At 43.0% G+C, this 14,937-nt stretch carries 11 protein-coding genes; 1 reads left to right on the forward strand and 10 read right to left on the reverse strand.

Annotation, left to right across the window (positions count from 1 at the left end):
* Positions 1 to 502: 502 nt before the first annotated feature.
* Both PCAR9_RS12510 and PCAR9_RS12515 read right to left on the reverse strand, forming a co-directional pair.
* Complete coding sequence (locus PCAR9_RS12510) at positions 503 to 1,933, reverse strand: aldehyde dehydrogenase family protein (RefSeq protein WP_179983880.1); 1,431 nt, start codon at positions 1,931 to 1,933, stop codon at positions 503 to 505.
* Positions 1,930 to 3,081, reverse strand: coding sequence for a mandelate racemase/muconate lactonizing enzyme family protein (locus PCAR9_RS12515; protein WP_179983881.1), 1,152 nt, complete (start codon positions 3,079 to 3,081; stop codon positions 1,930 to 1,932). The genes PCAR9_RS12510 and PCAR9_RS12515 overlap by 4 nt, the downstream gene beginning before the upstream one ends.
* A gap of 504 nt (positions 3,082 to 3,585) precedes the next feature.
* On the opposite strand from PCAR9_RS12515, the gene PCAR9_RS12520 reads away from it, so the two are divergent.
* Complete coding sequence (locus PCAR9_RS12520) at positions 3,586 to 5,565, forward strand: glycoside hydrolase family 127 protein (protein ID WP_179983882.1); 1,980 nt, start codon at positions 3,586 to 3,588, stop codon at positions 5,563 to 5,565.
* 155 nt (positions 5,566 to 5,720) lie between these two features.
* Here the strand turns inward: PCAR9_RS12520 and PCAR9_RS12525 are convergent, their stop codons facing one another.
* From PCAR9_RS12525 to PCAR9_RS12560, 8 genes are all read right to left on the reverse strand, one after another.
* Entirely contained in the window at positions 5,721 to 6,014 is a 294-nt protein-coding gene (locus PCAR9_RS12525; RefSeq protein WP_179983883.1) for a hypothetical protein, read from the reverse strand.
* A 190-nt stretch (positions 6,015 to 6,204) separates the two neighbouring features.
* On the reverse strand, positions 6,205 to 7,647 hold the full coding sequence (locus tag PCAR9_RS12530) for a sulfatase-like hydrolase/transferase (protein ID WP_179983884.1): 1,443 nt from the start codon (positions 7,645 to 7,647) through the stop codon (positions 6,205 to 6,207).
* A complete protein-coding gene (locus tag PCAR9_RS12535; RefSeq protein WP_179983885.1) occupies positions 7,628 to 9,226 on the reverse strand; it encodes a sulfatase-like hydrolase/transferase in 1,599 nt (532 codons plus the stop codon). Before PCAR9_RS12535 ends, PCAR9_RS12530 begins: the two co-directional genes overlap by 20 nt.
* A gap of 356 nt (positions 9,227 to 9,582) precedes the next feature.
* Positions 9,583 to 10,443: a DMT family transporter gene (locus tag PCAR9_RS12540; protein ID WP_232091193.1), complete on the reverse strand. Its 861-nt coding sequence runs from the start codon at positions 10,441 to 10,443 to the stop codon at positions 9,583 to 9,585.
* Between the two features lie 82 nt (positions 10,444 to 10,525).
* Positions 10,526 to 11,275: a FadR/GntR family transcriptional regulator gene (locus tag PCAR9_RS12545; RefSeq protein WP_179983886.1), complete on the reverse strand. Its 750-nt coding sequence runs from the start codon at positions 11,273 to 11,275 to the stop codon at positions 10,526 to 10,528.
* Positions 11,276 to 11,567: 292 nt separating this feature from the next.
* Positions 11,568 to 12,203, reverse strand: a complete 636-nt coding sequence (locus PCAR9_RS12550; RefSeq protein WP_197964240.1) for a 2-dehydro-3-deoxy-6-phosphogalactonate aldolase — start codon at positions 12,201 to 12,203, stop codon at positions 11,568 to 11,570.
* Positions 12,193 to 13,098 carry a 2-dehydro-3-deoxygalactonokinase gene (locus PCAR9_RS12555; RefSeq protein ID WP_179983888.1) on the reverse strand — a complete coding sequence of 302 codons (906 nt, stop codon included), beginning with the start codon at positions 13,096 to 13,098 and terminating at the stop codon, positions 12,193 to 12,195. The genes PCAR9_RS12550 and PCAR9_RS12555 overlap by 11 nt, the downstream gene beginning before the upstream one ends.
* 5 nt (positions 13,099 to 13,103) lie before the next feature.
* A complete protein-coding gene (locus PCAR9_RS12560) occupies positions 13,104 to 14,705 on the reverse strand; it encodes an MFS transporter (protein WP_232091194.1) in 1,602 nt (533 codons plus the stop codon).
* Positions 14,706 to 14,937 lie beyond the last annotated feature (232 nt).

The following is a 14,937-nucleotide window of genomic DNA, read 5'->3' on the forward strand; positions in this document are numbered from 1 at the left end:
AGTTTGATACTAACGCGGCCAAAAGGCCGCGTTTTTTTATGCCCTTTTATCAACTTGCGTTAATTGTTTTTGATGGCAATTTACTCTTCCCGAACTTTGAACGGTTCTAAGTTTAGCGTTAAATGTTTCTTCACCCATTAATAGTAAATTAGGGATTAGTTCCCTTCTTTCGGTATTTCAAAACTAAGGCTGTCTAGTGGCAAAGACAATTAGAACGCTTGAAGTAACGTAGAGAGGGCAAAGTAATATAGCCTTAGGCGTTATAGAATGGCCTCTGACTGCTATGCCACAGTTAGATGTAGTCTCCGGTAATTAAATATATTTAGTGAAAAATAATAGGCGTTAAGTGTGGGAGCTGAGGCGTAGGACAATTATTAAAATGGTTAGCTATAAAAATGCATAGCAAAAAAGCTTACTGAATTAGTGCGCATAATAAAAAACCTCCTAAATTGGAGGTTTTATATCAATCCAGCGGTTAGGGTCTCCCCTCTCTCAACAAGAATTAAGCCATAAGCATGGATACACGCTTATTCGTATAGAACTCTTGCAGGCTATATTTCGAGCAGTCTTTACCCACACCACTTTGCTTCAAACCTCCATGGGGCAATTGCACAGAATAATGCGCTTCGTTAATGCACACACTGCCAGCTTGTATGCCTTTAGCTGCACTAAACGCTCTGCTTAAGTTCGTTGTATAAACGTAAGCCGCTAATCCAAACTCGGTATCGTTGGCTTTAGCGATGATGTCATCAGCATCAGAGAAAGGAATAATAGAAAGCACGGGACCGAAAATCTCAGTACGCGCGATTTCCATTTCCTCTTTTACATCAGTAAGGATGGTGGGTTCTAAATAAAAGCCGGTTGCTCTGTCGCTGGGAATGTTGCCGCCTAGAGCAATTTGAGCCCCAGCTTTAACAGCATCTTCTATTAATTTAAGTATACGACCACGTTCTTTTTCACTGCTAAGCGGGCCCATAAGGCGCTCCGCATCATCGCCTGTGCCCAACTGTATACCGCTAGCGTGCGATACCGCCTTATCAATAAATTCGGCAACTCGTGATTCATGAACAAAGCAACGATTTGGCGATACGCAAACTTGCCCCGAATTACCGTATTTAAGATTAACAATATCAATCACAGCTTTGTCTAAGTCAGCATCGTCATAAACCACTACAGGTGCATTGCCGCCAAGTTCTACCGAGAAATGCTTAACGCTGGTACACGCTGTCTTCATTGCATTAACACCTGCTCTGGTAGAGCCAATCATAGTGAATAATGCGGTAGTTTCGCTTGTTAATAGTGGATTAGTATTATCATAATTATTGCTAGTAATAATATTAATAACACCTGCAGGAAAACCAACCTGATGAGCAAGCTCTGCGCACTTAAGCGTTGCAAGTGGCGTCACTTGTGAAGGTTTGATTATACAGCTGCAGCCAGACGCTAAAGACGGTGCCAGCTTGTAACCTAAATTAAGAAGCGGGAAGTTCCACGCTAAATACCCCACCACTACGCCTAAGGACTGACGCTGGATGAAATGGTGAAAACGCTCGTCTGGATCAACAATAACAGGCTGCTCTATACGCTTCGCTTCTTCAACAAAAAAGCGCAAACAATTCGTTAGCATACCGAAATCATACTCTGCGTTATCGCGAGGCTTTCCTGTCTCTTCAATGAGGATTGCAATAATTTCTTCCGCGTTTTCTTCAAGAAGTGCTGCATAGTCAAGAATAAGTTCAGCGCGCTTGGACAGCGGTGTAGAAGACCACTGTTTAAAGCCCTCATCGGCGAAGCCCAACGCTTCAACTACTTGAGACTCTGAAATATCAGGCACTTCGGTAATCACTTCACCAGTAGAAGGATTAAATACCGGAAAAGTTTTATCTGCGCCTGTTAATTCGCCATTAATTAACATCTTAAACGTATGGTTCATTTTGTCTCCGTTTCGCAAAACACATAAGGTTTCATTGCGTCTAAATTAATCTCAACACCTAAACCATTCCCGGAAGGCACGTGGGCATCACCATTTTCCACTACCACTTTTTGTGAAAATATATCGTCGCGCAAAGGGTTTTCAGTGCGGTCGTATTCTAAGAAGAGCGGTTTCTCTTCCGCTCGGCCTGGCTCGTGATAAGCCGTAGCCAGGAAGTGACAAGCACTGGCTAGATTAAACTGGGTTCCCCAAACATGTGGGATCATGTTTAACCCTTGTGATGAAGCCAAGGTTCTGATTTTAAGCGCTTCACTCGGCCCGCCGCAATAACCCAAGTCGGCCTGAACTAGCTGTACACCACCAGCACTTAGTAATTTTTGAAAGCCAAAGCGAGTTTGTTCGCATTCACCGGTAGCAATAGGCGTCACGCATTTATCGCTTAACTGCCTGAACTGCGCTGCATGTTCTGGAGATAAAGGCTCTTCAAACCAAGCGTAATTGCACTCATCAAGAACCTTCCCTACCTTTATAGCTTCACTTAAATCAAATGCATGGTTTGAGTCTGCGGCTAATATTGTATTTGGGAAACGCTCGCGAAGCGCGCGAATAAAAGCGATATCGAAGTCGGGGTTTTTACCCACTTTAATTTTTAGCGCTTTGTAACCCTCGTCTACATAACCCTGCGCTTCTTCTAGTAAATGAGGTAGAAGTTTATCTTCGGGTAAATCGATGTAATACATACCAGTGGCATAGCAAGGTACTTTATCTCGGCATTTTCCGCCCATAAAAGTACTTACACTCTGGCCTAACGCTTTGCCTTTTACGTCCCACAGCGCCATATCTATTCCTGACATTGCTGCTGTCATAACGCCAGCCCTTGCAAAATCTAGTGAAGCGCGCCACATAAAATGCCACAATGCATCGGTTGAAAGCGCGTCTTGGCCGATAATACGAGGGGCGTAGAACTTCTCTACTGCTGCCTGAATAACATCTGCTGGGCCATAACACTCTCCCCACCCACTAATACCATTATCAGTAATGATTTCGATAACGAGCACATTGCGCTGATTGTAAAACCATTGAGAAAAACCAAAAGGCTGCTCGAGATGACACCGAAGATGATAGGTTTTAATACATTCAATTTTCATTTTAAGACTCAACTTTCACGACAGCCATGGTGGCGTACTTTACATCACCACCGCATTATATAATAAATATAAACATATGATGTTTGCATTTCAACCAAATTGACAGGTTTTTAACAAGAAATGTATAAACACTAGTATCGCGGAATATATCAACTCGTACACATCTCTTCAGTATTAGGCCTTTCAGACCTGAAAATTATGTGGGATATGTTAAAAATTCTTGAAAAACAAAACATCATATGTTTACATTGATCTCAATTAAGTACTGTGTTGTCAATAACGCTTTAGTTGTTATCTCTAAACCACTACTTTAATTTTCTAGCCCTCTATTTTCACAATTAGAAAGCGTATTGGCTGGGAAAAGCTAGGGGAAAGACAACAGGCAGATACGAAATAAAAAAGGTAAAACCGAAAATAAATAGTGCTTAGTAAGCGCTAGTAGATAAGCGCCCAATGCACTGCTTATTTTCATAATGAATTTAATTATCGGTAGTGAGGTTTTCCATGCCAGAGAATTTAATGCGCAATAAGACAGAGGTCGATACGTCTAAAAGTCCTAATGTAAAGCTCAAACCTATATTCATGGGCGAATGTAAATGGACGAACGGTTTTTGGGCCGAAAAAACTAGGCTTTGTGAAGAATCAATGATCCCATACATGGGAAGCCTACTTACCGGTGAAATTGGTCATGCTTTAAATAACTTCAAAATCATAACGGGTGATTTTGATGGCAAGTTCGATGGTGAGTACTGGCATGACGCTGACTTCTTTAAATGGATGGAAGCAGCCTGCTACATGTATGGCTTAAACAGTGATCAGAAACTCCTGCAAGAAATGGACGAAATTATAGCCATCATTGCTAAAGCACAAGAAGATGACGGTTACCTTCATGCCTATATTCAAATACATGGCATTGAACATTTTTCAAACCGCAAGTATCACGAAATGTACAACTGTGGTCACCTTTATACCGCTGCATGCATTCACTATCGAATGACGGGTAAAACTAACTTCTTAGATATTGCCCTTAAAAATGCTAATTTGCTGGTGTCAAAGTTCGGCCCTAACCCGCCTGAGTTACGTCGTTTTGGTTTTAACCAAACTCAAATTATGGGTCTTGTTGAGCTTTATCGAACTGTAGGAAATGAAGATTACCTTAAACTTGCCGAACAATTTATCAATAATCGCGGCCAGTCAGAAATGGTCCATGACTCAACGACCGTTGGCTACCCTATTGGTGACATGGTGCAAGAGCGCGTACCACTTCGCGAAGAGACCGAGGCTGCTGGTCATGCGGTATTAGCACTTTACTACTACGCTGGTGCAGCTGATGTTTACGCAGAAACAGGTGAAAAAGCGCTTATTGATGCTTTAGATCGTCTGTGGGAAAACGTAACGCAGAAGAAAATGTACGCCACCGGCGCCGTAGGGCAAACCCACTACGGTGCGTCTCCGCGTAGGGATATGATTGAAGAAGGTTTCATTGACGAATATATGATGCCTAACTTAACCGCTTACAACGAAACCTGTGCGAACATCTGCAACGCCATGTTTAGCCAAAGAATGCTAGGTATTCACGGCGAGTCAAAATACGCTGACATTATGGAGTTAGTTATGCACAATTCTATGATGTCTGGGATTAGTGTATGTGGTACCAAGTACTACTACGCTAACCCTCTGCGTAAAATTAACGATGCCCGTGACTACGAAAATATGAATACAGAGTCCCCAGACCGTGAGCCCTATCTATTTTGTTTCTGCTGCCCTCCTAACTTGGTAAGAACAGTGGCAAAGTCATCATTGTGGGCCTACAACCGTTCAGACAACGGCATATCAGTGAATTTATATGGCGGTAACACATTAGAAACTGCACTGCTAGACGGCACAGAACTTAAGCTTACTCAAAGCACTGAGTATCCCTGGGAAGGCTTGGTAAAAATCACTATTGATGCGTGTAAAGAAGACGCCTTTGATATCATGCTACGCATTCCGGAATGGTCGAAAGAAAACACGTTGAAGATTAACGGTGCCCCCCTAGATATAACGCTTGTGCCAGGTGAATTCGCGACAATTACTCGACAATGGAAAGCCGGTGATGTGATTGAACTAGATATGCCGATGCATATTAAATTAATTGAAGGTCACGAGCGCATTGAAGAAGTACGCAACCAGGTAGCCGTTAAGCGCGGACCGATTGTTTATTGCGTTGAGTCCCCTGATTTGCCTGAGTCAGCGAGCATTACCGATGTGTATTTACCAAGTAAGTCTAAACTTTCTGTGCAAAAACAGCCTTCATTTTTAGGCGGTGTCAACACCATCGAAGGCGAGATTTTATTGCGCAAAGATAGAGGAACAGGCATGTATCGCGATGTGTCGCAGCCAGAATTCGAAAGCATCTCAACGCAATTCGTGCCCTACTTCGCGTGGAGTAACCGCGGTGAGGCTGAAATGAGCGTGTTCTTACCGGTTATTTGGCAGCAATAAATACACTATAAAAGTTAAAGCCTGATAAAATAAAAAGCCTGCGACATGTATAAGTCGCAGGTTTTTTTTACCATTAGGAAATAGATTTTCTAAATCGTCTAAGACATCGGTTTTGCTATCGCTAACTTAAATAACTATCCCGAAGCATTCATACTTTAAAAACTACGCGACACAATAGCAGAGCGCACAGCGCCGGACTTATAAAAAAGTTGCCTTTGAACCGTTTGAGATGGGCCGCCTGACACACCATCCCAACAGCTGTCCTGGAAAGAGCGGGTGTGTGTTTCTTGGGTAGTTGCAATTTTTAAACGACCATTCTCTACATAGGCGTTATCGCTGTCGAATGTCCATGCACCTACGTTCAAACTCGCGGGCGCATTTTGCCACTTACTATTATTAAACCCATTTTCAAAATCGTCTGCTTGCGCGCTCAGCTCACTAAAACGCACTTCTCAAGCTTTCATTCCTGTTGGCCTTACAACTTCTGCGCTTACTTGTGTTCCACAAACAATAGTAACTGAGGCGAGTAATAGCTTAGTTTTCATTTTAATTACCTAATAGCTTGAAGAAAAAGCATAAAAAAACCGACAATCTATATGTGACGTCGGTTTTTTTTGGTTCGGGAAAACATTAAAAACGTTAATCTAACTCAAAGGTTTCACCGTAACGCGGCATATCTTCGCTTCGCCACTCGTCTCCTTCTTTATGGATATGGAACCATTGGGGAGGTTTATTTGACCATGCCCAGTAGCCCGCATCTTTTACCATGTCGGCTAGGAGTTGTGGATACTGCTTGCTCAAGTCTTCAGTTTCACCGATATCATCAGCAACATTAAATAACTTCCAACCATTGGTGGTAGTCGTGCGAACCGCTTTGAAGTCATCACGACGAATAGAAACATCATGTGCGCCTTTACGGTGACGCATAATGAATAAACTTTCCCCTTCGCGTGCACTCGTATTATCTACAATGTGCGGAAGAATATTTTTACCATCTAGCACTTTGCCGCTTGGCACATCGCTCTTAGCAAGCGCCAGAAATGTTGGGTAGTAATCTAGAGTTGAGACTGGCGCATCATACTGCTTGCCACCCTTCAAACCATTTGGCCAGTGGAAAAACATCGGCACACGATGACCACCTTCTCTTGCACTACCTTTACCTTCTTGAAGCGGCAGGTTTACGCCACCCCATTTTCGTTTGCCACCATTGTCACTAACAAAAACAATAAGTGTATTGTCATACTGCCCCGTCTTTTTGAGTGTGTCGACAACACTAGCAATGCCGCGATCTACTGCGTAAACCATGGCTAGGTACGTACGGCGTTTTTTGTCTTTTACATGAGAAAAAAGAGCAAGGTCTTCTTCTTTTGCTTCTAATGGAACGTGAGGCGCGTTATACGCTAAGTACAAAAAGAATGGCTGCTTCTTATTCTCTCCGGCTCTATCGATAAAATCAACCGCCTCTCGGGTAAATGCATCGGTTAAATACTCCGTTTCTCTCACTTCTTCGGTATTACGCATTAGCGGCGTAATGTAGTCATTGAAACGTTTAACACCAGAGGCTTTCGCTTTTTCATATTGAGTGCGATATTGCTGTGGGAAAAACTTATGCCCACCACCTAAAAATCCGTAAAACTCGTCGAAGCCTCGACTGTTTGGTTGATAAGGTTTTTCCTCGCCTAAGTGCCATTTCCCGATGGCGCCAGTATGATAGCCAACCTGCTGCAGTGCTTTACTGATAAACATTTCGTGGGTATCGATACCCGTGCTAGAACCATCTACCGGAAGATTAAAATCAGCACCAATTTTATGAGGGTAGCGCCCCGTCATAAGCGCTGTTCGGCTTGGTCCACAGAATGGGTGTGCAACATAACCCGAACTAAAGCGCACTCCTTCGTTAGCAAGCGTATCTAAATTAGGTGTTTTAACATCATTATCGAAGCCGTGATAGCCAACGTCAGCATAACCTTGATCGTCGGTAATAATAACCAATATATTTGGCCTTTCTACTTCTGTCGCCACAGCTGGAACTGCGGTTAAAAAGCTAAGGGCGGCTAAAAACTTAATGGTTTGTTTTTTCATGTTTAGCGTCCTGTGAATAATGTTTAGCGTGATATTCTAGTTTTGTTAAGGCAGGGTCTTCAGTGCGCTCTAATTCTGACATCAATAGTTCAAGCATGTCGCTGCGAACCCTTACATAGTGTTTGTCATTGATAAGATTAGTGAGCTCACCAGGGTCCTTCTTAAGGTCGTAAAGTTCGTCTAAGTCTTCACCTGGGTTCCAAACGAATTTGTATTCAGGTGTACGAATTGCGCGAATACCGAACCATGAACCGTTGTACCATTCATAGGCATAAAGGGCTTTATCAACTTCCCCCTCTTCCGCTTTATCACCTTCCAACATGAGCGGAATTAAGCTATGGCCGTCATAATCAGGCTCAGCGTCTAAATGCATCATCTCTGTTAGCGTGGGCGTTACATCAATAAGCGATACTTGACGATTAACCACACGTGGGGATATGTCTGGGTCCTTTATAAGAAGCGGCATACGCATAAGTTCGTCATAGGCATAGGGCCCTTTATCATAAAGCGTGTGCTCACCAAGCATAGATCCCTGGTCGCCAAACAGAACAATGTGTAAGTCGTCGTAAATGCCTTCGTCTTTGGCCTGTTGAATCAACTCACCAATAATGCGATCTACCATAGCGATCGCGCCATAGTAGTGAGCCCGAGCCCTTCGCCAGTCCATGTCGCTCATGTGACCTACGTCATGCCAAGGCCACCAGATGCCGCCTTGCGACATAGGCTTATTAATGCGTTTAGCCAGATGATTACTTGGAAGTTCGAGCTCTGCTGGATCAAACATACTCGCGTAAGGCTCAGGAACTCGATAAGCAGGATGAGGCTGATTGAAACTGATAACACCAAAAAACGGTCGCTCATCCTTTGCCATTTGTGAAAGCATTTGTTTGCCTGCTACCACCTTTTTATAGGCTTCAGTATCCTCATAACTTCCAGGAAGGGTTTTGTAATACTCATGTTTTTCGTTGTTTGCATCCAGCCTACCTTCGTAGTAGCCCTCGACCTGCTTGACCTTGCCCTTAGGCGTAAATACTCGAGTAAAACGCTCCCTTGGCTCATGACCATGCGCCAAATCAATTTCAGCCCCGCGAAGTTCAGTTCCTCTAGCACCTAGGTGCCACTTTCCTACGTGCCCGACTAAATACCCTGCTTCGGAGGCTTTTTTAATAAGCCCACCTTCGCTTAAATCTAATTCAGCCAAACGGGTATGATAAAGTTCTACGTTGTCATCAAGGCCTGTTTTGTGCCCCCATTTCCCAGTGTAAAACGCTGCGCGGGAGGGTGAACAAAGTCCAGTAGTCGACATTGCATTATCAAAACGAGTACTTTCAGCTGCAAGCGCGTCAATATTAGGGGTGTCCACCGGCCCTCCTCTATAAGAAAACGTATCGAAGCGCATATCGTCGAACATTAAAATAAGTACGTTAGCGGCCTTGCCTTCTTTACTTGTTTTAGCGTTGTTAGACGATACGTACTCCTTTGTCAGCTCTTCGCCGATTGCGCCTTGACTAAAGCTGAGCACGAGTATGCTGCTAAGTACGACGCAAAGCGGTTTCTTGAAAAATGTTGATAGTGGCATTTAACTCACCTTTTTAATGCAGTTTTCAATTTAAAATGACTTTCCCCATGAGACTTGTTTTCTCAGTCGGCTATAGGGTTTTGTAACAAAAAGCTTTCCTACTCTAGTGTTACTTCATAGGTTACCAATCTGATTGCTTCACTTTTGCGATAAAAAACAGGTGCTTTTCCAACCAGTGCGTAAGCAATGATAATTAGTATAACGAATTTAAACATACTATGTTTAAATGTAAAGCTCACTGTAACATTTGTTAACGAAAAGTTGTTTACTGGAAGGTTTTATACGATAGACAACATGATGTTGTTGATAGATTAAAATACGAATTACTCAAATAGCGGTAGTGTAATGGCAGTTCGTTAAGTGGTTTCCTTTTTCTTAATCAAAAAATAAGCTCCGCTCAGCACAATTAAAGTGCTACCTAAGATAGTTAGTAAATCTGGTCGCTCACCAAATACGGTAACACCTATCGCTAGTGCTACTAATAGTCGACTGTAGCGAAAAGGTGAAACAACTGACATCTCGCCCGTACGCATAGCTATAGTAAGAGCGTGATAAGCAACTACCCCTACGGTGACCGCACCAAGCACTTGAACACTTGCGGTGGTATCGAATTCAACGCTATTTCCATTATAGAGCATTAAAAATACACCAGAGGGTATAAGAACAAAAAAACCGTAAACACCCAACTGGATATTAGATATTGCAGAAGATACCGCCCTTGTGGCGAGATCACGCCCCGCAAATCCCAAGGTAGCAACAATTGCAAATAGAGACAGCGCGTCAAAATCATTCAAACTCGGCTTAACTATTAAAAGAACGCCTCCAAAACCGATACTTATAGCAATCCATCTCTTTAACCCAACTTTTTCATTGAAAAAGATAGCAGCACCTAATGCTACCACGAGCGGGGTTGCTTGTAAGATAGATGATGCACTAGACAAAGTGGTGTGTGTTATTGCAAAAGCGAAACTAATCCGACCTATAATTTCACAAACAGCCCGTATGAAGATAGGTTTTGACAGTATAGCTGGATCCAGGATGCCCTGTCCCATCTTTAGTGCCATTAGGCAAAACAGTAGCGTGCCGCCTATACCAAACAGCGCCAAAACAAACCCTAGGGGCATTACCTCAGCTGCCGCTTTTATAAACATGTCTTCGAAACCAAAGGCTGTCATGGCGAATACCATAAATAAAGAGCCCTTTGCATTGTCGGACATATAGACCTTTTAAATAAGCAGTAAAAGAATGTAAGGAAGCCAGTGACTGCTATAGCAGGCACTGACTAAAATAAGAATGTATTTATTGTTGTCTGAAGTTATCGCCAAAGGCTTCTTTGAGCCTTCTAATAGCATCATTAAGAAGTTTTGCTGTAAGTGTCTCAGCTCCCACACCATCGCCATTCGCTATCATTTCATAAACATCTCGATGAAATTTAACGGAGTCGCTATTTTTTCGCGGATCTTGATTGGTTATACGAACACTTACTAAAAGTGCTGAGTAAATCATACCTTCCATTGAGGTCAAAAATTCATTGTGTGCTGCCCGCAATACGGCTTGGTGGAATAAAGCATCGGCAACAATAAACTTTTCTAGCGAGCCCGACTCTTGCTCCATACGAATAACAGCATCTTCGATTTCTTTAAGTGCTTCAGGTTCAGCACGTTCTGCAGCCCAACGCGCAGCCTTAGGCTCAAACGCTAACCTTACATCCATCAATTGACTAATGAAGTGTTCATTAGGTGGTGCTGTGATATGCCAGGCAAGCACATCATCATCTAACAATATCCACTCGCTACGGGGGCGAACTTTAGTACCTATGCCCCGTCTAACATCCAAAAGCCCTTTGCCAACCAAAATCTTTACCGCGTCACGAATAACGACTCGGCTAACCTGATAGCGTTCTGCTAATGAATTTTCCTCTTCTAACAAGGTGCCTGGCTCTAGAGAGCCAGCGACGATACGACGGCCAATTTCTTTCGCCACTTGCACAGACAAGCTTGGCGTCATTTTGGCAGCACGTTTTAAGTCGTAATAAACTAATTCATTCATTTAATCGAATCCGATTACATTAAACATATGATAATTTAAATCATAACACCTTTAGACGGATCACGCTATCCGGCTGGGTTCTTTAAGTCATCAGATGTGTTTGAGCCAGCTGATAATATTCTCCAATAGGCTAGTATGCTTACCACCATCACTCTAGACCTCTAAACTATGATGCGTATATTTACTCAACATTATATTAAACTGCCGAAAACACCAAGCCTATTATCGTAACTCACTGTAGTAAATATGCGCTGGCGAAAGGAAACGTAATTAAGCCGAGACCAAGCTGGCCTTATTCGCCTATTACTGCTTTATATGTTTTAACAAACGCGTCTGCTTTCTCACTTATTTCATCTAAAGACATAGAAGGCTTGTAGAGCTGCGAACCTAACCCAAAACCTTTAGCCCCCTTGTTCAAATAGGGAGTCATTGATTCTGAAGTGGCGTCAATACCGCCCACGGGAAACAACGCAATATCTGGTGGTAACACACTTTTCATAGCGCTCATCCCCCCTACGCCCACCATAGAGATTGGGAATAGCTTTAAATTGGTTGCGCCTGCATGCACCGCGTTGAATGCTTCTGTAGGAGTTACTACACCAGGATAGGTAACACACCCCGCATCGACAGCTGTTTTAATAACATCTACGTTGCAGTTCGGCGTTACCACAAGGTTCGCTCCCGTTTCTAAAACTTGTTCAGCCAAATCTAATCTGGTTACTGTACCTGCGCCCAATTCGAAGTTCTTGGTACCATACTCTTTTACGAGCAAACGTATGCTCTCCAGCGCATTAGGACTATTCAAAGGAACCTCTATTTTGGTAAACCCTGCTGTTACTAGTACGCTAGCGACATCCAGGATTGTCTGAGGTGTTACGCCCCGCAAAATAGCTATGAGAGGTAGTTCAGCGCGCTTATCACTGCTCATTTTCAATCTCCTTGATAATTCTTGCGATACCATTTAAAAAACAGGTGTTCCCAGAAAACGTGTACGTCTCTATTTGTAATTCTTTGGCAGCTAACTCATAGCGAGCACACAATGCTTCACCGCCGACTAAATAGATATTTCTGTGCGTTGAACTGTGTAATTCATTACCAATTAAAATTCCAGACAGGTAATCCGCCACCTCGTGATCGGCGAGTTCACCAAATAACCTGAGCGCTCGGGCAGAAAAAATATCGTTAAGCAATGCGCCGTTTGCCGTCCGCTTAACTCCCTTTAAAAAAGCATTTTCATCGACGATTTCCTGAGCCGGCAAAGGGGGTTTTACCGATGAATAATGACTTAGCAATGCGAAAAGTTCGCCTGTAAAATAAGTCGAAAAGCTCGAAATGGCTCCGCTTTTAATATCGACATGTTTACTGTGTGTACCTGGCAGTACAATGTGCATATTGTCTGAATCAGTTATTAGAGGTAATCCAAACACCTGAACCTCCTCACCACGCATAACGTCGCAATAAAGTTCAGCCGACCTATAACTTACTCCAGGTAAAATTCTAGCCCGCGCTCCCCAGGGTAGTTCAAAACACACTGCGCTATGCGCAACATCAGAAACAGATGCGGGTGCTGCAACATAAGGCACTTCTTTCCATCCCGACGCAGAGCCAACCATCCCTGCCATTAGCACTGGGATATGTTGATAACTCGATGTCATGGCTTTTAACTTAGGCTCTAATGCTTCAGCGAATTTACCGTCTTTTATTTGTAGAAGGCCCATAGGCGCCTCTATGGTATTAACTAATACACCTTTGCTATCTAATCCAAAAAGCCGGAAGTTACTTGTGCCCCAGTCGACAACAAACGTGGCTATGTCGTTATCCATAATAATTACTTAGCCCCCAACGCGTTTTGATTAGTTAGCTCAAGTTCTAGTGCCTCTATGGTTTTTCCCTTTGTCTCAGGTAAATAAAGATACATAACTATTAACCCAAATAGCCCGATACCGGCGTAGAGTAAAAATATGTTTGCTACGCCCATGTTGTCTAACTGCCATGGGAAGAACTGCTGAATTGACCACGATGAAACAGTTTGAACGAGTGCGGCGAAAGGAAGCGCTACACTGCGTACTTTATTTGGGAATATCTCAGAGAAAATCACCCACATTATCGGCCCTATCGATAAGTTAAATGCAGCAAGAAACGCAAAAATACCGAACAAGACCAGTGGTGCATTAACACCGATGATCGTTTTTTCGATGATTGCGCCACTTACCAATGGCAGTGTCTTTTTATCGAAGTGTTTTGACAGTTCAGTTTTCAACTCCACATCACTATCGAAACTTTTACCAGCAAATGGCGCCAAAGAAGATACAGCCAGAGCATTTTGTTCAAAATGTGTTGTTAGCTCAGCCATAGCAGCTTCATTAAATTCGTAGCTCGCTTGCTTAAACCCTAAGAACGTAGAACCATGAGCGACAACAACGAGTAGTAAACCCGCTATAGTAAGCGTCCTTCTGCCAAGCTTTTCGACGAACCCAATGGCAACAAGGGTTGCCGCAAGCCCTACTGCTCCTGTAGAAATAGTTTGCATAAAAGTATCTTCAACGCTCATGCCGATTTGCTCAAACACCATAGGCGCAAAAAACAGCACTGCATTCATACCTGTTGCTCCTTGAACGAAAGCGTATGCAACAGCGATAAACACGACAAAACGCAGCCCTGGGCTAAACAACGTTTTAAGTTGCGAAAAGGTGTCTAGCTCACTATTGTTGGTAAGTGAACGCTTAACGTCTTCTAAAAGAACCGCGGCTTTTTCACCAGAATCAATAATGTCAAAAACAAACAAAGCTTCGTTATCTCTTCCCTTTTTAGCCAACCATCGAGGTGATTCTGGAATACACAAAATAAGGGCAATCCAAATCGCGTTGGCGAACAGTTCGGCACCCAGCATAACGCGCCAAATATTGTCGTTGGTTAACCAAGTGGAGGTAGAAAGCGATTTAACGAGAAAATAGTTAATCACAAAGGCGCATAGCAACCCGAGACCAATCATGAACTGGTTTATCGATACAAACTTACCTCGTTGGTGGGCAGGCGCAATTTCTCCAATGTACATGGCAGAAACCGTGATTGATGCGAACGCCACACCACCTATAAAGCGGCCCACAAGAAGCATTTCGTAACTTACCGCAAATGCGGACATTAGAGATGATAGGGAGTACGTAAAACCGATAGCGAGCAACACTCTTGCTCTTCCAAACTTTTCACACAGAGACCCCGTAAAGAAGAGAGCCAGAATAACCCCAAGAAGTGCACAGCCTACGAGCGTACCTTGTTGAATCGAATCCAGTTCAAACTCTGCGCTTACAAACCTAAGCGCCCCTGATATATTTGCTGCATCTAACCCGAATACGAAGCCACCGAATGCGGCGACGAGGGCGAAAAAAGAAACATTCGCGCTCGATGAGCTAAATCTAATGGGTAATCTCACAACTTCCTCACCTAACATATACTACTAATGCAAACATATTATGTTTAATGAAGAGTTTCTGCAACCTAAATATAAACGTTTTGTTAACGTTTTCTTTTTATAACTCAGCGTGACGTTACGAATAATGTCAATTCAATCGAGTACACCTCATACATTGCTTATATTAAAGAATGGGGCGTCTGGTGTAATCAAAGAATCGTCTTTAACATTTCCACAAAACATTATATATTAT

The sequence above is a fragment of the Alteromonas macleodii genome (assembly GCF_903772925.1).
In the GTDB taxonomy this organism is placed as follows: domain Bacteria; phylum Pseudomonadota; class Gammaproteobacteria; order Enterobacterales; family Alteromonadaceae; genus Alteromonas; species Alteromonas macleodii_A.

What these genes read in the sequence shown, in the direction of transcription:
- PCAR9_RS12515 (WP_179983881.1), bottom strand. Translation starts at nt 3,081, where the DNA reads ATGAAAATTGAATGTATTAAAACCTATCATCTTCGGTGTCATCTCGAG.
- PCAR9_RS12510 (WP_179983880.1), bottom strand. Translation starts at nt 1,933, where the DNA reads ATGAACCATACGTTTAAGATGTTAATTAATGGCGAATTAACAGGCGCA.
- PCAR9_RS12530 (WP_179983884.1), bottom strand. Translation starts at nt 7,647, where the DNA reads ATGAAAAAACAAACCATTAAGTTTTTAGCCGCCCTTAGCTTTTTAACC.
- PCAR9_RS12550 (WP_197964240.1), bottom strand. Translation starts at nt 12,203, where the DNA reads ATGAGCAGTGATAAGCGCGCTGAACTACCTCTCATAGCTATTTTGCGG.
- PCAR9_RS12555 (WP_179983888.1), bottom strand. Translation starts at nt 13,098, where the DNA reads ATGGATAACGACATAGCCACGTTTGTTGTCGACTGGGGCACAAGTAAC.
- PCAR9_RS12540 (WP_232091193.1), bottom strand. Translation starts at nt 10,443, where the DNA reads ATGTCCGACAATGCAAAGGGCTCTTTATTTATGGTATTCGCCATGACA.
- PCAR9_RS12520 (WP_179983882.1), top strand. Translation starts at nt 3,586, where the DNA reads ATGCCAGAGAATTTAATGCGCAATAAGACAGAGGTCGATACGTCTAAA.
- PCAR9_RS12535 (WP_179983885.1), bottom strand. Translation starts at nt 9,226, where the DNA reads ATGCCACTATCAACATTTTTCAAGAAACCGCTTTGCGTCGTACTTAGC.
- PCAR9_RS12545 (WP_179983886.1), bottom strand. Translation starts at nt 11,275, where the DNA reads ATGAATGAATTAGTTTATTACGACTTAAAACGTGCTGCCAAAATGACG.